The following is a 22,879-nucleotide window of genomic DNA, read 5'->3' as shown; positions in this document are numbered from 1 at the left end:
TGGCTAGTTAAAAATAGGGCTGCGGCCTTCCGGGACGCCCGATTTTAACACGCTGTTTTAATAGGCGTTGGGCAGATAATTGATTACTTTTGCAAAAATTTAAAAACAGCACATATGCTATCGGTTTCGAACCTGTCCGTCCAATTTGGCAAACGCGTCCTTTTTGACGAGGTAAATGCCACGTTTAACCCCGGAAACTGTTATGGTGTTATCGGGGCCAACGGGGCGGGGAAGTCCACTTTCCTCCGAATCCTCGCGGGCGAAGTGGATCCGACGTCCGGACACGTCCACCTGGAGCCGGGCAAACGCATGTCCGTGCTGGAACAGAACCACAATGCCTACGACGCCCATGGCGTACTGGAAACCGTGCTGATGGGGAACAAGCCCCTGTTCGCAATCAAAACCGAGATGGAGGCGCTCTATGCGGATTACGACGATGCAAACGCCGACCGGATTGGGGAGTTGCAGGTGGCTTTCGAAGAGATGAACGGCTGGAACGCTGAAAGCGATGCGGCTGCACTGCTATCCAACCTGGGGATCCGGGAAGACCTCCACCATGCGAGCATGGCAGAGATGGAAGGCAAACTCAAGGTGCGCGTCCTGCTCGCGCAGGCCCTGTTCGGGAATCCCGACGTGCTGGTGATGGACGAGCCTACCAACGACCTGGATTACGATACGATCCAATGGCTCGAGAATTTCCTGGCGGATTACGAAAACCTGGTAATCGTGGTTTCCCACGACCGCCATTTTCTCGACGCCGTCTGTACGCACATTGCGGACATTGATTTTGGAAAGATCAACCTGTATAGCGGCAATTACACCTTTTGGTACGAAAGCAGCCAACTGGCAGCCCGTCAGCGCGCCCAGCAAAACCGGAAGGCCGAGGAAAAGGCCAAAGAGCTGCAGGAGTTTATTCAGCGGTTCAGCGCCAATGTGGCCAAGAGCAAACAGGCGACCTCCCGGAAGAAAATGCTCGAGAAATTGCGCGTGGAGGATATCCGTCCGTCCAGCCGCAGGTACCCGGCCATTATTTTTGAACGGGAGCGCGAAGCCGGGGACCAGATTCTCCACGTGGAAGGCCTTGCAGCCCGGAGCGAGGAAGGGGACTGGCTTTTCCGCAAGGGGGAGCTCAACCTGGCCAAGGGCGACAAGGTGGCCCTAATCTCAAAGGATTCCCGCGCAACCACGGCCTTTTATGAAATCATAACCGGTAACCGGAAACCGGATGCCGGAACCCATTCCTGGGGGGTAACCACTACAACCTCGTATTTGCCGGCGGACAACAGCGCCTACTTTGACAAGGACATGAACCTGGTAGACTGGCTGCGGCAGTGGGCGAAGACCCAGGAAGAAAAAGAGGAGGTATACCTTCGCGGTTTTCTGGGTAAAATGCTCTTCAGCGGGGAAGAGGCACTCAAGAAATGCACGGTCCTTTCGGGAGGGGAGAAGGTTCGCTGCATGCTGAGCCGGATGATGATGCAGCGCGCCAATGTGCTGCTGCTCGACGAGCCCACCAACCACCTGGACCTTGAAAGTATTACGGCCTTCAACAATTCCCTGAAACAATTCAAGGGCACGGTGATTTTCACGACCCACGACCACCAGTTTGCCCAGACAGTGGCCAACCGTATTGTGGAACTCACCCCGACACATACCATCGACCGCTACCTGACATTTGACGACTACATGTCTGACCCGGCCATCCGGGAGCAACGGCAGAAATTATACGGTGTCCCAGCCTGACGGGCCGGGGTTTCAGGCATTGAAATACTTACTGTTCCAAATAGCCGGGTTGAAGTTCTTCCCGAGGGCAAAACCGTAGAAAATCACCACGGCTGCCAGGGATTTGAACATAAAGAAAAAGATGATCCAGAATTCCGCAGCGCTGTCGTTTTTGGAAAACAAACCGCCGGGCACCAACAGGGAGACCAGGTAGCTCACCAGCAACACCACCAGGGTCAGGTTGGCGATATTCCGGAAAGGCCACACCAGGAGACGGCGCAGGGGGTGGAGATCGTTCCCCCATTTGTGGACCAGGTAAAAGTAATCGTTCCCCAGGGGAACAAACAGCAACGGGTCGTCCCGGTCTTGGAGTTTAAATAGGCGGGAAGGGGCGATGATTTTCAATCCCTCCAGCCGCGTATCGTGTGCGTTTTCCAGGTCGGCAATGGCCTGACGGGCACTTTCCGGGAGTTCAGGTTTAAAGTACTTCAGGTCCAGGAAGCGCAGCCGGTAATCGATGCAAACAGCCCGGATCTGATCCAGCCGGTAGATCCTACGCGTTTCCAGCAGGTCAAAATCAAAGGTATTTGGCGGATTTCCCGGGCGCCCATCCCTATCGTTGTCCCCGCTTTCCGCGATGGGCAAATCTGTTGGCACGGCTCTCCCGGATTGTTGGATTTGCAGGGCTTGGAGCAGGCCGGAAAGCTGTGAATCCTGCCACTCCCTTTCCCGGATCGCCTGCAACCGGGATTCGACATTGGTCCTCTTTAACATGAATTTTCTTTTAGCAATTACCCAAAAATACGCATTGGGGCTTTGGGAGTCAAATACAGTATCGTTGTTAAAACTGTTAAAGATATGTTAAAATCATTTTCCGGATTCCCGCAAATTGGCCTGAGGGGGCGAATTGCGTATATTCAGGGCGGGAATCCCGGTAGAATCGGTGTATTCCCGCCCCCGAAATCGACTATAAGGATGCTTACCCGTTATGGAATGCTGCTGCTGGCAGCCCTTTTTTTCCAGGTACCCGATATGTGCGCACAGCGGCACAGCGGTATGGGGCAACAAGTACCCATCACCCGGCTCGGACTCTCCCCGGACCAGTATCCCACCCTTTTGACGGCCGTGGCAGCCACCGACTTGATGGAAATCCTCGAGAACGGCGCGTTTACCATTTTTGCACCTTCGGACGAAGCTTTTCACAGGCTCGATCCGGACCGGGTGCGCGACTGGCTGAAACCGGAGAATAAAAAAGTCCTGAAGTCCCTGGTGGGCTATCACATCGTAGCCGGGGAATTGTCCGCTTCGAAAATTTTACGGGCCCTGAGCCGCGGAAAAGGCACTACGCGATTTACCACGCTGCAGGGTGAGGACCTGATTGCCACCCTGGAGGGTTCCGATATCTATCTTACCGATTGTTCGGGGAATCGAGCCCGGATTACCTGTGCGGACTTAGGCAGCGAACGCCTGGTTTTTCACGAGATCGACCGGGTAGTGCTCCCCGCGCCTTTATAAAAGTCGGTCCGTGCGCCAACTGGCCCGGATTCCAAAATCGGATGGATTACCCGCGGAGTTCTGCGCCCAATTCTTTTTCAAACGCTTTCTGCAATGAGCCCATAACCGAATCGATCTGCTTGTCTGCCAGCGTCTTTTTCGGGTCCTGGAGGAAAAAGCTCAGGGCATAGGATTTTTTCCCAGCCGGCAGCTTATCACCTGTATAAACGTCAAAGAGCCGGACATCGCGCAGAATTTTTCTATTGGTTTTCAGTGCCAGGTCGTGCAGTTGCCGAAAGGATACCGATTCGTCCAGCAACAGGGCCAGGTCCCTGCGAACTTCCGGGTGCCTGGGGATTTCGGTATACGAAATTTCCGCGCCCTGAACCCTCTGGAGCAGCAGCGGCCAGTCGATATCCGCATAGAGTACTTCCTGGCGGATATCAAAGGCCCGGAGGATATCCGGGTGTACGGATCCCAGCCGGACGACGGCGCGTTTTCCCATAGAAATCTCGAGGGCTTCCGAAAATCGTTGGTCCGTTACCGGCATTTCCTCCCGGGGCCCGGCTCCCAGACTATCCAGAACATGAGCCACTACCGCTTTCAGGTCAAAGAACCCCTGAGGCTTTGCAGTGTTTTCCCAATGGTCGGGATGCTGATTTCCCGTCAGGAGCAGGGCCAGCCTTTCCCGTTCTTCCCATTGGGTCCCTTCCCGGGAATAAATTTGGCCAAATTCGTACAGGCGCAAGTCCTGCTGGCGCCGGTTCAGATTGTGCGAGATAGCACCCAATCCCGAGAAAAGAAGGTCTCTGCGCAATGCGGACAGCTCCTGGCTGAGCGGGTTCATCAAGGCGACTTCCCCTTCCGGATCACCGCCCAAAAGCGCATTGTGGGCAGGATTGCAGAGGCTGTTGCCTAGAATTTCGTCAAACCCCAGAGCAGCCAGCCGGCCGCTGATGCGATCCTGTAGTTTATGGGGCGCCACGCCGGCAGGGGGCTCGATGGAAGCGGTAAACTGGGACTTATCCGGGATGTTGTTGTATCCGTACACCCGTAGGATTTCCTCAATTACGTCCACTTCCCGGCGAACATCCACCCGGTAAAACGGGATCACCAGGCCCAACCCGGATTCTGTGACGCTCTTTACCTGGATATCCAGGGAAGCCAGGATTGAAATAACGGTATCCCGGGGAATTTCCGTGCCGACCAACCGGTAAATTTTTTCGTAGGTGAGGAACACATTGTGGTCCGGCATCTTTTTCGGATAAAGGTCCACGGCGTCCGAGCTGATCTCGCCCCCCGCAATGTCCCGGATCAGGATAGCGGCCCGCAGCAGGGCGTACTCCACATTGTTGATGTCAATGCCCCGTTCGAAGCGAAAGGAAGCATCCGTGTTAAGCCCGTGTCGCTTGGCGGTCTTCCGAATTGAAACCGGGTCAAAATAGGCGCTCTCCAGAAAAATATTCCGGGTATCCATGGTGACTCCCGTGTTGATGCCCCCGAAAACGCCGGCGATACACATGGGTTTTTCCGCGTCGCAGATCATCAGGTCTTCCTCGTGGAGGATGCGCTCTTCCCCGTCCAGCGTCATGAATTTGGTACCGGCCTTAACGGTCTTTACCAGGATTTTCTTGCCGTGGATGCGGTCCGCGTCAAAGGCGTGCAAGGGTTGCCCGAGTTCGTGCAGGACGTAGTTTGTGGCATCCACTACATTATTGATCGGGCTCAGGCCGATGGCGCGGAGCCGGTTGCGCAACCAGTCCGGTGATTCCTGAACGATCAAATTGCTGATGGTGACGCCGCAGTACCGGGGCGCGAGTTCCGGTTTTTCCACCTGCACCTCAATCCGCCCCGAGCGGTTGTCCACGTGGAAATTGCTCACCGAGGGGGTAATGAGTTCCTTCGATATTTTCTGTTGTTTCAAGCCGGCCCGCAGGTCGCGCGCCACGCCGTAATGGCTCATGGCGTCTGCGCGGTTGGGGGTCAGCCCGATTTCAAAGACTTCGTCTTCCTCCAGTCGGAAGAGTTCTGCACAGGGGGTACCCGGGGCGGCATCCGTATCGAGCACCAGGATGCCGTCGTGGCTGTCTCCCAGGCCTATCTCGTCTTCGGCGCAAATCATGCCGTGGCTCGCCTCTCCGCGGATTTTCCCTTTTTTGATTTTCCACGGCTCCCCGTCTGCCGTGTAGAGCGTCGTTCCGATAGTGGCCACCGGAACTTTCTGGCCTTTGGCCACATTGTGCGCCCCGCAGACAATCTGAACCGGTTTATCGGTACCGATATCCACCTGGCATAGCGACAACTTGTCGGCATTCGGGTGTTTTTCACAGCTTTTCACCTCTCCCACCACAATACCTTTGAGGCCCCCGGGGACGGATTCAAACGGCGTGATTCCTTCCACTTCGAGCCCGAGGTCTGTAAGCAACTCTGCGGTTTTTTCCGCCGGCCAGTCCATTTCGATGAACTGGCGCAACCATTTATAGGAGATTTTCATTCCGCTGTTTTAAGCGAACAAAGATAAAACAATGTCCCTATTTATTCCACTTTCCGCCATCAGCCCGGATTAAAATAAAAACCCCCGGGCGTTAAGGGCCGGGGGGATTGCTTTGCAATGCAGGCGGTATCAGATAATCGTGGATTTTCCCAGGCCGATATTCTCCTGGTTCAACCCCTTGAAATCGTCCGAATCGCTGATGTGTCCGGCAATAAACTGGCCCACATCGTCCGTACCGTGTTTGCTTTTTGGGTCGAGGTCCGGGGTGACCATTCCCTTTTTCAGGGCTTTATTCACCGAGCGCACCACGGCGGCAGCCTCTTCGTCCAGGCCAAAATGGTCGAGCAGCATGGCTGCCGACAGGATCGAGGCAATCGGGTTGGCGATGTTCTTGCCGGTAGCCTGGGGATAGGAGCCGTGGATGGGCTCAAACATGGCGCTGGATTCCCCTACGGACGCAGAGGGCAACAGGCCGATGGACCCGCCGATCACGCTTCCTTCGTCCGACAGGATATCCCCAAACATGTTTTCCGTGAGGATCACATCGAACTGGCTGGGGTTCAAGATCATTTGCATGGCCGCGTTATCCACAAAGAGATAGTGGAGTTCCACGTCCGGGTAACTCTCCCCGATGCGCGTAACCACCCGGCGCCACAGGCGGGAGGATTCCAGTACGTTGGCCTTGTCCACCAGGGTGAGTTTCTTTCGGCGGCCTTTTGCGGCCTTGAAAGCCAGGTGCGCAATCCGGCTGATCTCCTCTTCGCTGTAGATGCAGAGGTCGGAAGCGGTGTTCCCGTCTTCGCTCAGGAATTTTTCCCCGAAATAAATGCCCCCTGTCAGTTCCCGGTAAATAACGAAATCCGTGTTTTCAATGCGTTCCTTCCGGAGAGGCGATTTGTCAATCAGGGTAGGGAAGACCTTTACCGGGCGGATATTGCTGAACAGCCCCAATTCCTTGCGCAGTCGCAGGAGGCCCTGCTCGGGGCGCACCTTGGATTCCGGATCGTTGTCGTATTTCGGGTCGCCGATGGCCCCGAACAGGACGGCGTCGGATTGCTTACACAATTCCAGGGTGTCGTCCGGAAGGGGGTTCCCGGTCTGGTCGATGGCAATGGCGCCGACTGGCGCCTTGGTAAATTCAAATTGGTGCCCGAAGGCCTCTTCAACAGCCTGCAGGCAGGCAACGGCCTGGGCGGCCACCTCGGGTCCGATCCCGTCTCCCGGGAGCAATGCGATTTTCAATTTCATCAAGCGATACTTTCTATATTAACACCGGACGCCTCCACAATGCTGTGGATATCGGCATCTTCGATTTCTTTTTTGCGGTCCGCAAAGACCAGGAATTGGTCGTATACTTTATCGAGCTGCAACTTGGTCAGTTCATACCCGACTTTCTTGGCCCGGTAAGCCAGGGCCGCCCGGCCACTACGCGCTGTCAGCACGATGGAAGATTCGGTCACCCCCACGTCCACCGGGTCGATAATTTCATAGGTTTCCCGTTTTTTGATGACCCCGTCCTGGTGGATTCCGGAACTGTGGGCAAAGGCATTGGAGCCCACGATGGCCTTGTTGGGCTGCACCGGCATGCCCATTTTCCGGGAAACCATCTGACTGGTATCGTACAGGAGTTTGCTGTTGATCCCTGTATCCAGGTTCAGGTGGGGATGTTGGCGGAGGATCATCACCACTTCTTCCAGGGAGGTATTCCCGGCCCGTTCGCCGATCCCGTTGATGGTACATTCTATCTGTCGGGCGCCGTTGATCACCCCGGCAATGGAATTGGCGGTGGCGAGCCCCAGGTCGTTGTGGCAGTGACATGAGAGGATCGCCTTGTCGATGTCGCGCACATTTTCCCGCAGGTACTTCATCTTGGCCCCGTATTCTTCGGGAAGGCAATAACCGGTGGTATCCGGGATGTTCAGGACTGTGGCCCCGGCCTGGATGACCGCCTCGCAGATCCGTGCCAGGAACTCATTCTCGGTACGCCCGGCATCCTCGGCGTAGAACTCCACGTCCTCCACAAAAGTCTTGGCGTATTTGACGGCTTCCACTGCCCGTCGCAACACCTCGTCCTGGGTGGAATTGAATTTGTATTTGATATGGGATTCCGACGTACCGATACCCGTGTGTATCCGAGGCTTTTTGGCGTCCTTGATGGCCTCGGCAGCAACCTCGATATCTTTTTTAACCGCACGCGTCAGGCCGCAGACCGTCGCGTTTTTAACCAGGCGGGAGATTTCCGAAACAGATTTAAAATCCCCGGGGCTTGAAATCGGGAAGCCCGCTTCGATCACATCCACCCCCAGCGCATCGAGGCGTTCGGCGATTATCAGCTTCTGCTCCGTATCCAGTTTGCAACCCGGGACCTGTTCGCCGTCCCTGAGGGTTGTGTCAAAAATCTGTACCTTATCTTTGCTCATTATATTTACATACTTTTAATCACCAATTAACGAAGATAACGGGAGTGGGTTGGAATCCGGGATATCCGCCTGTCCATTTACAATGTTAAGGATCAGTTTGCTATTCGTACAGCGCTGTAAAACAGGCGCTTAATATAGAATTATTACGATGACGAATACCCATAAAGACGCCCTGTTCGTTTTGGTCAAATCCCTGTCCAAATCGGAAAAGCGCCAATTCAAACTCTATGTGGGCCGGTTGGGCGTCAACGCGGATGCCAAGTTCCTGGCTTTGTTCAACTTACTGGACAAGCACAAAGCCTATGACGAGGAGGCCATCCTGCAGAGCGGAATTGTCAAAAAATCCCAGTTGTCCAACCTCAAGGCGCACCTCTACAAGCAAATCCTGATCAGCCTGCGCCTGAACCCGGTAAACCAGAATGTCCGCGTGCAAATCCGGGAACAACTCGATTTTGCCACAATCCTCTATCAGAAAGGCCTCTACAAGCAAAGCCTGAAAATCCTCGAAAAGGTCAAGGCCACCGCCATCGAACACGAGGAGAAAAATATCGCTTTTGAGATCGTGGAGCTCGAAAAGATCATCGAGACCCAGTACATCACCCGAAGCTTGCCGGACCGGGCCCGGGAACTCACCACCGAAGCCGAGCGCCTGGCCGACCTGAACAACATCACCAGCAAGCTCTCCAACCTTTCCCTGCAGTTGTACGGGATGATGCTGCAGGTGGGCTACGTACGCAACGACGAGGATTACCGAAGGGTCACCGAGTATTTTGATGAGCACCTTCCGGACTACCGACTCAACCAATTGGGGTTCCGCGAAAAACTTTGGTTGTACAAGGCACACCTGTGGTACAGTTTCCTGACCCAGGATTTTTTATCCGCCTACCGCTATGCCCACAAATGGGTGAGCCTGTTCAACGACAACCCGGACCAGATCTGCCTGAACCCCGTGTTCTACCTCAAGGGGAACAACTACCTGCTGGAATCCCTGTTCTACGTGCAATACAGCAGCCAGTTCCGCAGCACCTTGGAACATATGGAAACCGTAATTTCCGGCAAGGATTTCCCCAAAAACGACAATGTGGCCTCCCTGAGTTTCCTCTATGTGAATGCCAACAAGCTCAACCTGCATTTCCTGGAAGGCACTTTCCGTAAAGGCCTGGACCTGGTGCGCATTGTGGAATACGGCATCGCCAAGCACCGGCAGCGGCTGGACCAGCACCACATCATGCTGTTTTACTACAAGATTGCCTGCCTGTATTTCGGGAACGGAGACCATAAAAACTGCATTCTCTACCTCAAAAAAATTATCCAGAACAAGAGCCTGAAGGTACGGGAAGACCTGATGTGTTTTGCCCGGGTCCTGAGCCTGGTGGCACACTACGAGGCGGGGATGGACTACCATTTGGAGGTGCAGCTTAAAAGCACGTATAAATTCCTGTTGAAAATGAATGAACTGCACGCGGTACAGCGGGAGATGATCAAATTCCTGAGGAAAATGGGGTCTATTTACCCCCACGAACTCAAGGATGCCTTCCAGGAATTATACGACCGGCTCAAGGTCTATGAAGACCACCCTTACGAGAAACGCGCCTTCCTCTACCTGGACATCCTCTCCTGGCTTGAAAGCCACCTGCAGGGCCGGCCGGTAGCAGACATTATCCGGGAGAAGGCCGTGGCGATGGCGCGGTAGGTTGATTTGGCAATTTGCCAATTTGCCAATTTGTGAATTTGCCAATGAGGTAGTTTGCCAATGAAGTAATTTGGAAATCGCAATGAGCTAATTGGCTTACTAACAATTAAAATAAAAATCCGGGGTCTGGAATTCAACCGGCTATTTGAAACCTCCGGGGGTCATTGAGTTACCGCGCGCAATCTCCAAATCTTCAAATCGGCGCATCTTCAAATCACCCAATCCCCATCTTCAAATCTTCAAATCACCCAATCCCCATCTTCAAATCTTCAAATCACCCAATCCCCATCTTCAAATCTTCAAATCTTCAAATCTTCAAATCGAATCCAGTTTCCCACAAGCCTCCCAAAGCGGGTCGTCCGGTAAGGGCGCCAGGATACTGACGGGGTCTTGGCGCACCGGGTGGATAAATTCGAGTCTGCGGGCGTGCAAATGGATGCCCCCGTCCGGGTTGCTCCTGGGGAAGCCGTATTTAAGATCCCCCTTTATCGGGCTTCCTATTGCGGCCAGCTGGGCGCGGATCTGGTGGTGCCTGCCGGTTTCCAGGTCAATTTCCAACAGGTGGTAGCGGTCCAGGCTGCCGAGCAGTCGGTAATTGAGGATCGCCTGCTTGCTGCCGGGGACTTCTTTAGCCCGGGCATAGGACTTGTTTTGCTTTTGGTTGCGTTCCAGCCAGTGTACCAAACGGCCGGCTGTTTCAGGAGGCGGGGTCCCCACCAGGGCCCAGTAGGTTTTACGGGTACCGCCCTCCGCGAACAAACGGTTCATCCGGCTGAGCGCCTTGGAAGTTCGCGCAAAAACGATGACGCCGGTGGTGGGCCGGTCCAGCCGGTGGACGACTCCCAGGAATACCTTTCCGGGTTTCTGGTATTTATGCGCGATATAGTCCTTGACGGTTTCAGGCAGCGGGGTATCCCCCGTTTTGTCACCCTGAACGATATCGCCTGCCCGTTTGGAGACGGCGATCAGGTGGTTATCCTCATAGAGGACCATCAGGTTTCCGGGATGTGTTTTCGGACCGTTCATGGAAGGCAGGTAGTGTGAGGCGTGGCAAATGCGCAGTACGCTGGGGTTCGTAACACCGCGGGGTACCGGCTAGTATTGTTCGTCCGTGTTCGGGAAATTCTTCGATTTGACATCGCTTACATACTGCCCGATAGCTTTTCCCATATCCTCGTACAGGTTCATATACCGGCGTAAGAAACGCGGGTTGAATTCGTGGGTCATCCCCAGGAGGTCGTGAATAACCAGTACCTGGCCGTCCGCATGGACCCCCCCGCCGATCCCGATAGTCGGGATGGTGAGTTTCTCGGAGACCTTTTTGGTGAGTTCCGCCGGGATCTTTTCCAGGACTACGGCAAAGCAGCCGAGGCGTTCCAACAGCTTGGCATCCTCCACGAGTTTGCGGGCTTCGGCCTCTTCCTTGGCCCGTACCGTGTAGGTGCCGAATTTGTAAATACTCTGGGGGGTCAGCCCCAGGTGGCCCATCACCGGGATGCCGGCGTTCAGGATGCGCTTCACGGATTCCTTTACCTCTTCCCCGCCTTCCACCTTCACGGCGTGGGCCCCGCTCTCCTTCATAATGCGAATGGCAGAACGGAGGGCTTCCTTCGGGTCGCTTTGGTAGGAGCCGAAGGGGATATCCACAACGACGAGCGCCCGGTCCACAGCCCGGATCACCGAACTCGCGTGGTAGATCATCTGGTCCAGCGTGATGGGCAGGGTGGTTTCGTGACCCGCCATGACATTACTTGCGGAATCCCCGACCAGGATTACGTCGACCCGCGCAGCATCCACGATCCGCGCCATGGAATAGTCGTAGGCGGTAAGCATTGAAATTTTTTCACCCTGTTGCTTCATTTCCACGAGCGACCGGACGGTAACCCTTTTGTATTCTTTTTTAGAAACGGACATAGTTTGGCGGTTTATGGCGCCTAAAAGTACACAATTTTGCCGTGTCCGCCCGAAGGCACCCCCGACCAGGGATTCGCCGGAATAGGCTACATTTGGATAATTCAACTTGACGCCATGTACGCATTATTTTATCGCCTTCTCGCAGTATTCATTCTCCTGTCCGGGCCTATTGGACTGGCTCAGCAGGATTCAAAAGCTGCGGTCCGCTCCAGTATCGACCGCTTTTTCCAGGGTTTACACCAGCGGGATACCACCGGGATGAAAACCGTATTGGGGGCCGAGGTGCTCCTGCAGACCGTAGGGAGCGATCCGGAAGGAAAGGCAGTATTGCGTTCCCAGCCCATGGCCGATTTCCTGGCATCCATTGCCGGCATCCCCGATACTGTGGTCATCGAAGAGCGGTTGCTGGATTACAAAATCCGGGTAGACGGAAATATGGCTCATGCCTGGACCCCGTACGAATTCTATGTAGGCGGGAAGTTCAGCCACTGCGGGGTGAATTCCTTCCAGCTTTTCCGGGATGGATCGGACTGGAAAATCATCTACATCGTCGATACGCGGAGGCGGGACGGCTGCCTTTAGCAGTCGCTCAGGTTGACCCCCACGGCGAGCCCCCCTTCGGAGGTTTCCTTGTATTTTGAGTTCATGTCCCGGGCCGTTTCCCACATGGTCTGGACCACCTTGTCAAAAGGCACTTTTGCATTGGCCGCATCCGATCCCAGGGCGAGTTCCGCCGCATTGATCGCCTTGATGGCGCCCATGGAGTTGCGTTCGATACACGGTATCTGTACCAACCCGGCAATCGGGTCGCAGGTAAGCCCCAGGTGGTGTTCCATCGCAATTTCTGCGGCCATCAGTACCTGGGCCGGCGTGCCGCCCAGCAATTCGGTCAGGGCCCCGGCGGCCATGGCGGACGACACCCCGATCTCCGCCTGGCACCCGCCCATGGCGGCTGAGATGGTGGCCCCCTTTTTAAAGAGGCTGCCTATTTCGCCTGCCACCAGCAGGAATCGTTTGATTTCCGGAAACCCCGCCTGGTGGTTTTCGATGACCAGGTAGTACATCAACACGGCCGGGATGACCCCGGCGCTTCCATTGGTAGGGGCCGTAACAATCCGACCCAGGCTGGCGTTGACCTCATTGACGCTCAAGGCAAAACAACTCACCCATTTCAGAATCTGACGGAACTGTACCCGGGTATTCCGAATGGATGCGGGCCAGTCTGACGGCCCGGTATAGGGCGAATCCCCCTGCAGGTTCTGGTAAATTTCCGCTGCCCGGCGCTTTACGCGGAGTCCCCCGGGCAGTTCCCCCGGCGTATGGCAACCTTCGTAAATCGATGCGAGCATTACCTCCCAGATACGCTGCAACCCGGCGTCGATTTCCGAATCGGTCCGCAGGGACCGCTCGTTCTCCAGGACGATATCCGAAATGGACGCCCCGGCGTTTTTGCAATGGCTCAATAATTCCGCCCCGGTACTGGAAGGGTAGGGGAACTGGTTGAAGGCCTGCTTTTTGCGTTTTGCGTTTTCCTGCTCTTTCTTGACCACAAAACCGCCGCCTATGGAATAATAGGTTTCCGACCGTTTCTTCCCGTCGCTGAAATGCGCTTCAAACGTCAGTCCGTTGGCGTGGAAGGGGAGGAATTTCCTGTGGAAGCTGATATCGGTTTTCGGGTCGAAGCGCACCGGATGGGACCCCCCCAGCCGGAGTTCTTCCTTTTCCCGTATTTCCGAGATGGTGGACGACACGGATTCGATGGGTACGGTTTCCGGATCGGCCCCACAGAGCCCCATCTGTACGGCCAGGTCCGTGGCATGCCCTTTACCGGTAAGCGAAAGGGATCCGTACAGGAGGACGCGGACCCTGGTTACCCGTTCCAGCTTTTCCGTTTTTCGCAACTCCCCGAGGAAGCGCAAGCCGGCTTTCCAGGGTCCCAGAGTATGGGAGCTGGACGGCCCGATTCCAACCTTAAGCATATCAAAGACACTGATGCACTCCATACCCGTTGTTTTATCAGTACGAAAATACAAAGCTCCGCAGGAGTACCACCTATACTGCCGGAAAATAAACGGCCACTTACCACTTTCCCTGAAAGCCACCGGCCGCAGCTTTTTGCGGGATGTTTGTGACAGTATGTCAGGTTTTGTGCAATGGCATATTGTTTGACACTTACAGTGCGACCGGAAAGCAATACACTAATAATAAAATTACAGGAATGAGTAAGATTATCGGAATAGATTTAGGTACCACAAACTCCTGCGTCTCCGTGATGGAGGGAAATGAGCCTGTGGTAATCCCGAATGCCGAGGGCAAGCGTACGACCCCTTCCGTGATCGCCTTTGTAGAGGGCGGTGAGATCAAGGTGGGCGACCCGGCCAAGCGGCAGGCGGTGACCAACCCGAACAAGACCATATACTCCATAAAGCGTTTTATGGGGAACAAATATTCAGAATCCCAGAAGGAAGCCGAACGGGTGCCGTACAAAGTCGTCAAAGGAGACAACAACACCCCGCGGGTAGACGTTGACGGACGCCTTTACACCCCCCAGGAACTCTCTGCGATGATTCTGCAGAAAATGAAAAAGACAGCCGAGGATTATCTCGGACAATCCGTCAGCCGTGCGGTAATTACCGTCCCGGCCTACTTCAACGATTCCCAGCGGCAGGCTACCAAGGAAGCCGGTGAAATTGCGGGGCTTAAAGTAGAGCGGATTATCAATGAGCCCACGGCGGCTTCCCTGGCCTACGGCCTGGATAAAAAAGACCAGGACCAGAAAATCGTAGTCTTTGACTTTGGCGGCGGAACGCACGACGTATCCATCCTGGAGCTCGGGGACGGGGTTTTTGAGGTACTCGCAACAGACGGGGACACCCACCTGGGCGGGGACGACGTAGACCAGAAGATCATCGATTGGCTTGCGGATGAATTCAAGCAGGAAGAAGAGATGGACCTGCGTGAGGATGCCATGGCCCTGCAACGCCTCCGGGAGGCGGCTGAAAAGGCCAAGATCGAATTGTCCTCTTCCTCACAGACGGAGATCAACCTGCCGTATATCACGGCGACTTCCTCCGGGCCCAAACACCTGGTGCGCACCTTGTCGCGTTCCAAATTCGAGCAACTGATCGAAGACCTGGTCAAGCGGACCATCGCCCCTTGCGAATCGGCCCTGAAAACGGCTGGTCTCTCCAAGAGCGATATCGATGAAATCATCCTGGTGGGAGGATCCACGCGGATTCCGGCCGTACAGGAAGCGGTTGAGAAATTTTTCGGGAAGAAGCCTTCCAAGGGCGTAAACCCGGATGAGGTGGTTGCCATCGGCGCGGCCATCCAGGGAGGCGTCCTGACCGGGGATGTAAAAGACGTACTGCTCCTGGACGTTACCCCCCTTTCGCTCGGAATCGAGACGATGGGAGGCGTGAATACAAAACTCATCGAGGCGAACACCACCATCCCGACCAAGAAGTCGCAGGTGTTCTCCACCGCGGCCGACAACCAGCCTTCTGTGGAAATCCACGTACTTCAGGGCGAGCGCCCCATGGCCAAGGACAACAAGACCATCGGGCGGTTCCACCTGGACGGCATCCCGCCGGCGCCCCGGGGCACGCCGCAGATTGAGGTGACTTTTGACATCGACGCCAACGGGATCATCAAGGTGTCTGCAACGGATAAGGCAACCGGGAAGTCTCAGGACATCCGGATTGAAGCCTCCTCCGGCCTTACCGAGGAAGAGATCGAGCGGATGAAGTCTGAAGCCGAGGCGAATGCCGAAGCGGATAAGAAAGCCAAGGAGAAGGTAGACAAACTCAACGAGGCCGACCAGATGATTTTTCAAACGGAAAAACAACTGGGGGAATTCGGCGATAAATTGTCTGCAGACAAGAAGCAGGAAATCGAATCCGCGCTCGAAGAGCTCAAAAAGGCTTATGAAAGCAAGGATACCGATGTAATCCAGCCGGCCCTGGACAAAATCAACGAAGCCTGGAAGAACGCTTCGGAGGAAATGTACAAGGCACAGGCCGAGGCCCAGCAACCGGGAGCAGACGGTGCCGGGCAGACCACGGATTCAGGCGATGCCGCGGAAGGAGACAACGTGGAGGACGTCGATTTTGAGGAAGTGAAATAAGAAACGCCGCACTCAGGCGTTAGCATAAAAGGGCGGATTCAATTTCCGCCCTTTTTATTTTTTTGGAACAGGGTTCCGCCTTTTCCGCCGAAGCAGTAATTTTACGCTATGAAACATCGCTACGTCGTCTGCATATCGCTTGTTTTCGCGTTGATGGGCCAATCCCTGAGACCCCAGGAACCTGAGTCTTTCAGCCGAAGCGATTTCCAGCTGCTCGGGCCGGTAAAGTCCTGTGTGGTCCAGGCGAACTACGGGGCGGAAACCTTTGAGTTCGACCGAACAGGTAGGCTTGTTAAGTCGCAAACCCGCTACAACGACTCGGATTACGATATCACCTATTACCGTTTTTCGGATTCCCTGCTGACCGAAAGGCGGGATGAAGTATACCGGGACGGGAAATTCGACGCCCAGACCTCAATTGCCCATTTTTATTCCCGCGATACAGCTGCCCGGCCCCGGTTGCTGGAACGCATTGTATCCTATGACCGGTCTTTCCAGGAACAGGTTGCCTACTACTTTGGGGACTCGGGCCGATTGGAGCGCATAGTGCGCACGGATGCGGAAGGAGTGGACGAGACCTCGGTGGAATACGCGGTATTTAAAAACGAAGCGACCCGGAGCTTTACAAAAAACGGCGAACTGCAAAAAAGCATCCGTACCTCCCAAGTGCAGGGAGAGCAGGGCGGCACCACCACGCAACTGGTAAAGGAATACCTGCGGGGTAGTCCGGTAAAGGCCGTGGAGAGCACCCTGGATGAGCAGGGAAAACTCCTCAGGGAAGTGACTTTTGCCTATGATGCGGAAAAGAAATCCTTTGTCCCGGCAAGTACCCGGGAGGTCAGCTATAACGACCAGGGCCTTCCCGAGACCGAAACCACCACGATCCATGCGCAGGGGAAAGGTGGTTCCAAGGGCGAGCGAAAGGAAATCCGGAATTACGTCTACCAGATGGACGGCAGCGGCTACGGAAATTGGGTGCGCCAGGTGGTTACCCCGGAGAACTCATTTGTGGTACGGCAAATAGCGTATTACAAACCCCCAGCGGAGGTGGCGCAGAAAGACAGCCTGAACGATTGAAGCAGGCCGGGGTTATTCCTGGCTTATCTGTTGGGATTGCCGCCTGTCCATTCATGCTGCAATAAGCCGTAGACGCAGGTGTTTCTTTTAAAACCGTCATCCAGGTATACGTTTCTGCGAAGGACACCTTCGAGGCGGGCCCCCAACTTTTCTACGGCTCTGCGAGAGCGGATATTCCGCTCGTCAATCCGGAATTCAACCCGTTCAAAGCCCATCGGCCCGAATGCGGCATCCAGCATCAGGGATTTTACCGCGGAATTCAAGCCGGTACCCTGAAATCGGCTACCTATCCAGGTGGAACCGATTTCCACAACCCGGTTGCGCGCATCTATCCGCATAAATCGGGAAGTACCCGCCCATTGACCGGCTTCCCTGTCGTAGATCAGGAAGACCTGGCTCGTTCCCTCCTGCGTCTCCCGTAATGCCTTTTGAAAATAAGTCTCAAATCCTTCCGGGGTGGTCAGTACCCCTGGCGAATACCGGATCAGGCCAGGCTCCCGGGCAATTTCCCTGAGGCACGGATAATTTACAGGAGTCAACGCCTCCAGACGCGCCCGTTCGTTCTGCAAAACTACTTTTCCCTGATCCATTTGCGCTGTAATTCATGCCCCCCGCGGTAGTTGATGATCTCCAACCGGCTGCCAAATACTTTACGGGCATGATCGGCGAGTTCTTTTCGGCCCCATTTGTCGGCCATGGGGTCGGAATCCCCGTGGTATAGCTCTACCCGGCATCCTTCCGGCAGGTGTTCAAAATCCGCCGGCCTTAGTTCCTCCGGGATCCTGCCCGCGTAGAGGACGATCCGCCTGCAGGTTATTCGCCTGCGGGCCACCCAGCGGCACAAGACGGAAACACCCTGGGAGTAGCCAAAGGCGATGAGGTTGTTGCAGTCTTTCAATCCTTCCTCAGCAGCCATCACGTCCAGATAAGCCAACAGGTTTTCCATATGCCCCTGGGTGTTCTCACGGGTCAGCCAACTGGCCCCAACGCGGTCATAGGTATCCGAGGTATAATAAAGCGACGGGGCCTGGGGGGCCAGGACGTAATTCCGGGTAAGGTCCAGGTGATTGAAATTCCTTAGGAAAAAACGGGCCAGTTGGCCGATTCCGTGGAATACGATCCAGGTATTTCCGGCTCCAAGGTGCGGATTGCCAAGGGTGAAATACGGTTCCCGGGTCGTGTAGGAAACCGATTTCTCAGTTGGGTATTCGGGTTCGTGGTCCGACATGGGAGTGGAAGGGAATGTTTACCTTTACAAAAATGGAAAATGCATGGAGCAATACAAAGAAAAAATACTGGAGGTTTGTAACGGCGTGTGTAAAAATACGCTGATGGAAACCCTGGAGATTGAGTTTACCGATGTGGGCGAAAATTTCCTGACCGCCCGTATGCCTGTGACTCCCAGGGTACACCAGCCAGACGGGATCCTGCACGGCGGGGCCACGGTTGCCCTGGCAGAAAGCGTTGCAAGTGCGGCTTCATATGTTTTCCTGGATGCCCAGAAGTTCTTTGTACGCGGTATTGAAATCTCGGCGAATCACCTGAGGAGTATCTCCGAAGGCTATGTCGAGGCGCACGCATCCATGATGCACCGGGGCCGAACCACCCAATTGTGGGAAATCCGGATCCTCGGACCGCAGGACGAACTGATATCGCACTGCAAACTCACCACCATTGCCCTCCCCAAAGAAAATTAAATTCAGCAAGCTCGAGCGGCTTCTCGGGGAGCATCGGGGGAAATCGCTGCCCTTTGCCCTTTTCCGGAATCCCGGGGAGGAGGAGATTCATTCCCTATTGCAAAACGACCGGGAAAACCCCGGTTTTACAGGGGGTGATCAAAAAGGCTTTGTATTTGCCCCGTTCCACACGGGAGCTTCACCGACCCTGTTCCTGCGGCCGGACCAGGCGTATCGCACCCCGGTTCCCGGGGGAGCTGCCTGTGCGATGGATATCGGCCCCCGGCCGGACACGGAAGCCCGGGAAATACACATGGGCCTGGTGGAGGAGGCTGTGCGGGAGATCCGGACCACCTCCCTGGAAAAGGTGGTGTTGGCCAGGCGGTTTTCGCTGCCGTGCACCCTTTCGGCCGTCGAAATCTTTCTCCGCCTGTGCCAAACCTACCCCCGGGCTTTCTGCTATGTGTGGAGCCACCCGGATTCCGGGACCTGGCTGGGTGCGAGCCCGGAGCAGCTTATGGAGTTCGACGGCACCCGCGGCCACACGGATGCCCTGGCCGGGACGCAGCCGGCAGCGGGATTTGTGGCGCCGGCCTGGTCGGCAAAGGAATACAGGGAACAACAGCTGGTCACCGATTTTATCGTGGAGAAACTCCGGGAGGCCGGCCTGGAACCCGAAGTGGGCCCCACCCGGGATGAACGGGCCGGTGCGCTCTGGCACCTCAGGACGCGGGTCGGATTCCAGGCAGATGCTGACGCCGCGGCCGGCCTGGTTGGGGCATTGCATCCTACCCCTGCCGTGTGTGGTCAGCCCAGGGGCGCCGCCCGGGATTATATACTGGGGCACGAAAATTTTGACCGGGAGTATTATTGTGGCTTCCTGGGGGAAGTGGGCCGGACCGGCCCCGGCTCCTTCCGGCTGTTCGTAAACCTTCGATGCCTGCAACTCCGGGAAAACAGCGCGTATATCTACACGGGCGGGGGCATCACCGCCGATTCGGATCCGGCCGCGGAATGGGACGAAATCCAGCATAAGAGCCTGACGGTGCTGCGCGCCCTGCAGAATTCCCCGGATTGACTGGCAGGACCCGGGATCGCTTCGTATTTTTGCAGCGCCTATGAGATATACCGACATCCCGGCTGCACATTTGGTGGTGGCCTATTGCAAATCTGCGGGGGTCCGGCAGGTAGTCCTGTCCCCGGGATCGCGAAATGCCCCCCTGGTTCTGGGCTTTACATCGGATCCGTATTTTGAGTGTTTCAGTGTGGTGGATGAGCGCAGTGCTGCATTTTTTGCCCTGGGCCTGAGCCAGCAGTCCGGAAACCCCACCGCCCTGGTGTGTACTTCGGGCAGCGCCCTGCTCAATTATTACCCTGCCGTGGCCGAGGCGTATTACAGCCGGATTCCGCTGCTGGTCCTTTCGGCGGACCGCCCCGTTTACAAAATCGACATCGGGGACGGGCAGACCATCCGCCAGGACGGTGTTTATGGCAACCATATCGGCTTTCAAGGCAACCTGCAGCAGGACGTCACCCACGCTCCGGCAAGTATTCGGTGGGAAGGCGGTAGGGAGCCCGGGGACCCTCGTTCCCTGCATGAAATGCAGGCCCGCATCCTGGCTGAAAACGAGGCCAGGGTACAGGCAGCCCTTCAAACAGCCATGGAGGACCATTTGCCCGTCCACCTGAACATTCCATTTGAAGAACCCCTATACGGTACCAGTCCGGAGCCGCCGGTTGAAATACGTCCCACCCTGCAGCCCCGGCTGCCGGAAATTAACGGGGAAGGGGAGGATTTGCTCGGGCACTGGCAGGAAGCTGGCAGGAAGATGGTATTGATTGGCAGCCTGCCCCCTGGCAGCCTCTCGGATGCCGTCGTCGAAAGGATGGCCGCCGATCCTTCGCTCCTGGTGTTCACCGAAACCACCTCCAACCTGCATCACCCGGAATTTTTTCCAAGTATCGACAGCGTCCTGGCGCCCATTGAGCGTTCCGGGCAACCGGCGCCCTCCTTTGAGGCCCTTCGGCCCGATTTGCTGCTGACCCTCGGCGGGATGGTCGTGTCAAAAAAAGTCAAACAATTCCTCAGGGCCTACCCGCCAGCCGGGCACTGGCATGTGGGCCCGCATAATGCCAACGACACATTTTTCTCCCTCGCGGGGCATGTCCGGTCGGACGCGGATCATTTTTTAGGGGATTTCCTGCCCCGGACCCAACCGGATACAAAAAGCGGATACCGGGCGCGATGGTCGCCGGTTCGGGACGCGTATAGAAAACGCAGGACAGCCTATCTCGGGCAAATTCCCTTTTCTGATTTTAGTGCCTTTGAGGCCTTGATAAAAGCTATCCCTGACGGGTATATGGTGCAACTGGCAAACAGTTCCACCGTGCGCTATGCCCAATTGTTCGACATGCGACCCGGGAACCCGGTTTTTTGCAACCGGGGCACCAGCGGCATCGAGGGCAGTACCTCGACGGCCGTGGGGGCGGCCCATAATTACGAGGGGCCGACCCTCCTGCTGAGCGGCGATCTGAGCTTCCTTTACGACATCAACGGGTTGTGGAACGACAGGCTCCGGGATGATTTCAGGGTAATCGTCATCAACAACGGCGGGGGTGGGATTTTCAGGATCCTCCCGGGAAAGGAGGATAGCGACGCCTTTGCCGATTATTTTGAAACAGTGCATAACCGGGACATGGAACCGGTCTGCAACATGTTTGGCATGGGTTACCGGCGGGCTGCCTCTGCCGGGGAACTAGAGGCTGCGCTTGACGGATTCTGGGATCCTTCCGGGCGCCCGATCCTCCTGGAAGTCCGCACCCCCCGCGAAATCAACGACCGTATTTTGCTCGACTACTTCGATTTTCTAACTTAGGCCTTGGATTTCCCCGCAACCTTCTGAACATAAGCCGCTGCAATATGAGCCGACGCGACCAACTCATCCCACTCTACGCTGCCGATATCCGTGAGAAATTCGGGCAGGACCCGGATATGGAATTGCTCCGGGCCGTTGCCATTGGCCTGGGCCCTGCCATATACAACCACGATTCCGCACGCGTTTCGGGCTCGGATCCCGCCGAACTGGAAACCGTCCGCCGGAATTTCCTGATTGGAAAACTCGGGCTTCCCGACAATGAGGCGCTCATGGCTGCCATCCGGGAGGTCCTCGAAACCTATGGCGCTTCCCAGCGGAACAAGTACCGCGTTGTGGTATATTACATGCTTACGCGGCATTTCGGGAAGGAATCTGTGTACCTTTGACGCCGGCGGCCCGCCGCCCGGGACCACCAGATGAAGAATTACTGCAATGATCGAACTGGGCAATTACAATACGCTTACCATTAAACGGAGCACCCGCGTGGGGTTGTTCCTCGGGGACGATGACGTGGACGACCTGTTGCTGCCCAACAAGTATGTACCGGACGATTTCGAGATAGGGCAGGAGCTACGGGTTTTTTGCTACCTGGACCACGAGGAGCGTCCCATCGCCACAACGCTGGAACCCCTGGTCACCCGGAATACCTTTGGGTACCTGGAGGTGGCCGAGGTCAATCAGTTCGGGGCCTTTTTAAACTGGGGGCTCGAAAAACACCTGCTGGTCCCCTTCCGGGAACAGCCCGAACGCATGGAAAAGGGAAAGAGCTACGTGGTATATTGTTTCCTGGACCCGAAATCCTTTCGTTTGGTCGCTTCCGCCCGGATCAACCGATTCCTGGACAATGAGGAATTTTCCCTCAGCATTGGCCAGCCGGTGTCCATCCTGCCGTACAGGACCACCGACCTGGGAACGGAGGTTATTGTGGAACAGCGGCACAAAGGCCTTGTCTTTTCCGATCAGATATACCGGAACCTGGAGATCGGGCAACCCGCCCGCGGGTATATCAAAGCCATCCGGAAAGACAACAAACTCGACGTGGTCCTGGAACCCCTGGGGCATGAAAAACTGGAACCCACTGCCGAACGGATCTTCCGGGAGCTGGAAGCATCCGGTGGCATGCTGCCGCTCCACGACAAATCCGACCCGGGCGAAATCAGCAAACGGCTGAAAATGAGCAAGAAGCTCTTTAAGAAAGGGATCGGCGTACTCTACAAGGAGCGCCGCATCGATATCCGGGACGACGGAATTTACCTGCGCTGATCCGAATTTGCGTTGTGCATCCGGCTGCAACTGGCTGGCATTCTGGGCGGGAAGGCCGCTACTGTTTGCCGGAACCGCCCATTTTAATTACATTTAACCCAAGACCAAATAAACGCTGACGGAA

At 55.7% G+C, this 22,879-nt stretch carries 20 protein-coding genes; 11 read left to right on the top strand and 9 right to left on the bottom strand.

Annotated features, from left to right (window positions below; all coding sequences use genetic code 11):
* The first annotated feature begins 114 nt into the window (after positions 1-114).
* Positions 115-1,743: an ABC-F family ATP-binding cassette domain-containing protein gene (locus tag RB2501_RS12100; protein WP_015755126.1), complete on the top strand. Its 1,629-nt coding sequence runs from the start codon at positions 115-117 to the stop codon at positions 1,741-1,743.
* Positions 1,744-1,755: 12 nt separating this feature from the next.
* On the opposite strand, the gene RB2501_RS12095 is transcribed toward RB2501_RS12100, so the two are convergent.
* On the bottom strand, positions 1,756-2,496 hold the full coding sequence (locus tag RB2501_RS12095; RefSeq protein WP_015755125.1) for a hypothetical protein: 741 nt from the start codon (positions 2,494-2,496) through the stop codon (positions 1,756-1,758).
* Between the two features lie 201 nt (positions 2,497-2,697).
* On the opposite strand from RB2501_RS12095, the gene RB2501_RS12090 reads away from it, so the two are divergent.
* The gene (locus RB2501_RS12090) at positions 2,698-3,237 is read left to right on the top strand and encodes a fasciclin domain-containing protein (RefSeq protein WP_187289167.1); all 540 of its coding nucleotides are present in this window, start codon (positions 2,698-2,700) and stop codon (positions 3,235-3,237) included.
* 46 nt (positions 3,238-3,283) lie between these two features.
* Here the strand turns inward: RB2501_RS12090 and pheT are convergent, their stop codons facing one another.
* The 3 genes from pheT to RB2501_RS12075 form a co-directional block, all read right to left on the bottom strand.
* The gene (gene pheT, locus RB2501_RS12085) at positions 3,284-5,710 is read right to left on the bottom strand and encodes a phenylalanine--tRNA ligase subunit beta (RefSeq protein WP_015755123.1); all 2,427 of its coding nucleotides are present in this window, start codon (positions 5,708-5,710) and stop codon (positions 3,284-3,286) included.
* A 129-nt stretch (positions 5,711-5,839) separates the two neighbouring features.
* On the bottom strand, positions 5,840-6,958 hold the full coding sequence (leuB, locus tag RB2501_RS12080) for a 3-isopropylmalate dehydrogenase (RefSeq protein ID WP_015755122.1): 1,119 nt from the start codon (positions 6,956-6,958) through the stop codon (positions 5,840-5,842).
* Positions 6,958-8,130 (bottom strand): 2-isopropylmalate synthase, encoded by a 1,173-nt coding sequence (locus tag RB2501_RS12075; RefSeq protein ID WP_015755121.1) that lies wholly within the window; start codon positions 8,128-8,130, stop codon positions 6,958-6,960. Before RB2501_RS12075 ends, leuB begins: the two co-directional genes overlap by 1 nt.
* Positions 8,131-8,278: 148 nt before the next feature.
* Between RB2501_RS12075 and RB2501_RS12070 the strand changes: the two genes are divergently transcribed.
* Entirely contained in the window at positions 8,279-9,823 is a 1,545-nt protein-coding gene (locus tag RB2501_RS12070) for a hypothetical protein (RefSeq protein ID WP_015755120.1), read from the top strand.
* A gap of 315 nt (positions 9,824-10,138) precedes the next feature.
* Here RB2501_RS12070 and RB2501_RS12065 read toward each other — a convergent pair whose 3' ends face one another.
* Complete coding sequence (locus RB2501_RS12065) at positions 10,139-10,849, bottom strand: RluA family pseudouridine synthase (RefSeq protein ID WP_015755119.1); 711 nt, start codon at positions 10,847-10,849, stop codon at positions 10,139-10,141.
* Between the two features lie 69 nt (positions 10,850-10,918).
* Positions 10,919-11,737: a 3-methyl-2-oxobutanoate hydroxymethyltransferase gene (gene panB / locus RB2501_RS12060; protein WP_015755118.1), complete on the bottom strand. Its 819-nt coding sequence runs from the start codon at positions 11,735-11,737 to the stop codon at positions 10,919-10,921.
* Between the two features lie 114 nt (positions 11,738-11,851).
* Here panB and RB2501_RS12055 point away from each other — a divergent pair, with 114 nt between their 5' ends.
* Positions 11,852-12,319: a hypothetical protein gene (locus RB2501_RS12055; RefSeq protein WP_015755117.1), complete on the top strand. Its 468-nt coding sequence runs from the start codon at positions 11,852-11,854 to the stop codon at positions 12,317-12,319.
* Here the strand turns inward: RB2501_RS12055 and RB2501_RS12050 are convergent.
* Entirely contained in the window at positions 12,316-13,740 is a 1,425-nt protein-coding gene (locus RB2501_RS12050; RefSeq protein WP_041327231.1) for an L-serine ammonia-lyase, read from the bottom strand. The two genes, RB2501_RS12055 and RB2501_RS12050, sit on opposite strands and share 4 nt — an antisense overlap.
* A gap of 215 nt (positions 13,741-13,955) precedes the next feature.
* Between RB2501_RS12050 and dnaK the strand changes: the two genes are divergently transcribed.
* Together dnaK and RB2501_RS12040 are read left to right on the top strand one after the other, a co-directional pair.
* Positions 13,956-15,863, top strand: coding sequence for a molecular chaperone DnaK (dnaK, locus tag RB2501_RS12045; protein WP_041327230.1), 1,908 nt, complete (start codon positions 13,956-13,958; stop codon positions 15,861-15,863).
* Between the two features lie 108 nt (positions 15,864-15,971).
* On the top strand, positions 15,972-16,940 hold the full coding sequence (locus RB2501_RS12040) for a hypothetical protein (RefSeq protein ID WP_148214365.1): 969 nt from the start codon (positions 15,972-15,974) through the stop codon (positions 16,938-16,940).
* 23 nt (positions 16,941-16,963) lie between these two features.
* Here the strand turns inward: RB2501_RS12040 and RB2501_RS12035 are convergent, their stop codons facing one another.
* Complete coding sequence (locus tag RB2501_RS12035) at positions 16,964-17,530, bottom strand: GNAT family N-acetyltransferase (protein ID WP_015755113.1); 567 nt, start codon at positions 17,528-17,530, stop codon at positions 16,964-16,966.
* Complete coding sequence (locus RB2501_RS12030) at positions 17,512-18,168, bottom strand: alpha/beta hydrolase (protein WP_015755112.1); 657 nt, start codon at positions 18,166-18,168, stop codon at positions 17,512-17,514. Before RB2501_RS12030 ends, RB2501_RS12035 begins: the two co-directional genes overlap by 19 nt.
* Positions 18,169-18,211: 43 nt before the next feature.
* On the opposite strand from RB2501_RS12030, the gene RB2501_RS12025 reads away from it, so the two are divergent.
* The 5 genes from RB2501_RS12025 to RB2501_RS12005 are packed head-to-tail and all read left to right on the top strand — an operon-like array spanning position 18,212 to position 22,755.
* A complete protein-coding gene (locus RB2501_RS12025) occupies positions 18,212-18,637 on the top strand; it encodes a PaaI family thioesterase (protein WP_041327819.1) in 426 nt (141 codons plus the stop codon).
* The gene (locus RB2501_RS12020) at positions 18,615-19,694 is read left to right on the top strand and encodes a chorismate-binding protein (RefSeq protein WP_015755110.1); all 1,080 of its coding nucleotides are present in this window, start codon (positions 18,615-18,617) and stop codon (positions 19,692-19,694) included. The genes RB2501_RS12025 and RB2501_RS12020 overlap by 23 nt, the downstream gene beginning before the upstream one ends.
* 40 nt (positions 19,695-19,734) lie before the next feature.
* Entirely contained in the window at positions 19,735-21,492 is a 1,758-nt protein-coding gene (gene menD / locus RB2501_RS12015) for a 2-succinyl-5-enolpyruvyl-6-hydroxy-3-cyclohexene-1-carboxylate synthase (RefSeq protein ID WP_015755109.1), read from the top strand.
* A gap of 44 nt (positions 21,493-21,536) precedes the next feature.
* Positions 21,537-21,878 carry a DUF2853 family protein gene (locus RB2501_RS12010; protein WP_015755108.1) on the top strand — a complete coding sequence of 114 codons (342 nt, stop codon included), beginning with the start codon at positions 21,537-21,539 and terminating at the stop codon, positions 21,876-21,878.
* A 46-nt stretch (positions 21,879-21,924) separates the two neighbouring features.
* The gene (locus tag RB2501_RS12005) at positions 21,925-22,755 is read left to right on the top strand and encodes a CvfB family protein (RefSeq protein WP_015755107.1); all 831 of its coding nucleotides are present in this window, start codon (positions 21,925-21,927) and stop codon (positions 22,753-22,755) included.
* Positions 22,756-22,879 lie beyond the last annotated feature (124 nt).

Source organism: Robiginitalea biformata HTCC2501 (assembly GCF_000024125.1).
In the GTDB taxonomy this organism is placed as follows: domain Bacteria; phylum Bacteroidota; class Bacteroidia; order Flavobacteriales; family Flavobacteriaceae; genus Robiginitalea; species Robiginitalea biformata.
The sequence above is the reverse complement of the archived record's forward strand: the minus strand, read 5'-3'. Positions and strand labels throughout refer to the sequence as shown.

Excerpts from the sequence above, each read along its gene's own strand:
- RB2501_RS12095 (WP_015755125.1), bottom strand. The coding sequence starts at position 2,496 with ATGTTAAAGAGGACCAATGTCGAATCCCGGTTGCAGGCGATCCGGGAA.
- leuB (WP_015755122.1), bottom strand. The coding sequence starts at position 6,958 with ATGAAATTGAAAATCGCATTGCTCCCGGGAGACGGGATCGGACCCGAG.
- menD (WP_015755109.1), top strand. The coding sequence starts at position 19,735 with ATGAGATATACCGACATCCCGGCTGCACATTTGGTGGTGGCCTATTGC.
- RB2501_RS12025 (WP_041327819.1), top strand. The coding sequence starts at position 18,212 with ATGGAGCAATACAAAGAAAAAATACTGGAGGTTTGTAACGGCGTGTGT.
- RB2501_RS12040 (WP_148214365.1), top strand. The coding sequence starts at position 15,972 with ATGAAACATCGCTACGTCGTCTGCATATCGCTTGTTTTCGCGTTGATG.
- RB2501_RS12050 (WP_041327231.1), bottom strand. The coding sequence starts at position 13,740 with ATGGAGTGCATCAGTGTCTTTGATATGCTTAAGGTTGGAATCGGGCCG.
- RB2501_RS12035 (WP_015755113.1), bottom strand. The coding sequence starts at position 17,530 with ATGGATCAGGGAAAAGTAGTTTTGCAGAACGAACGGGCGCGTCTGGAG.
- RB2501_RS12055 (WP_015755117.1), top strand. The coding sequence starts at position 11,852 with ATGTACGCATTATTTTATCGCCTTCTCGCAGTATTCATTCTCCTGTCC.
- dnaK (WP_041327230.1), top strand. The coding sequence starts at position 13,956 with ATGAGTAAGATTATCGGAATAGATTTAGGTACCACAAACTCCTGCGTC.
- RB2501_RS12030 (WP_015755112.1), bottom strand. The coding sequence starts at position 18,168 with ATGTCGGACCACGAACCCGAATACCCAACTGAGAAATCGGTTTCCTAC.
- RB2501_RS12005 (WP_015755107.1), top strand. The coding sequence starts at position 21,925 with ATGATCGAACTGGGCAATTACAATACGCTTACCATTAAACGGAGCACC.
- RB2501_RS12065 (WP_015755119.1), bottom strand. The coding sequence starts at position 10,849 with ATGAACGGTCCGAAAACACATCCCGGAAACCTGATGGTCCTCTATGAG.
- RB2501_RS12090 (WP_187289167.1), top strand. The coding sequence starts at position 2,698 with ATGCTTACCCGTTATGGAATGCTGCTGCTGGCAGCCCTTTTTTTCCAG.
- RB2501_RS12010 (WP_015755108.1), top strand. The coding sequence starts at position 21,537 with ATGAGCCGACGCGACCAACTCATCCCACTCTACGCTGCCGATATCCGT.
- RB2501_RS12070 (WP_015755120.1), top strand. The coding sequence starts at position 8,279 with ATGACGAATACCCATAAAGACGCCCTGTTCGTTTTGGTCAAATCCCTG.
- panB (WP_015755118.1), bottom strand. The coding sequence starts at position 11,737 with ATGTCCGTTTCTAAAAAAGAATACAAAAGGGTTACCGTCCGGTCGCTC.
- pheT (WP_015755123.1), bottom strand. The coding sequence starts at position 5,710 with ATGAAAATCTCCTATAAATGGTTGCGCCAGTTCATCGAAATGGACTGG.
- RB2501_RS12075 (WP_015755121.1), bottom strand. The coding sequence starts at position 8,130 with ATGAGCAAAGATAAGGTACAGATTTTTGACACAACCCTCAGGGACGGC.
- RB2501_RS12100 (WP_015755126.1), top strand. The coding sequence starts at position 115 with ATGCTATCGGTTTCGAACCTGTCCGTCCAATTTGGCAAACGCGTCCTT.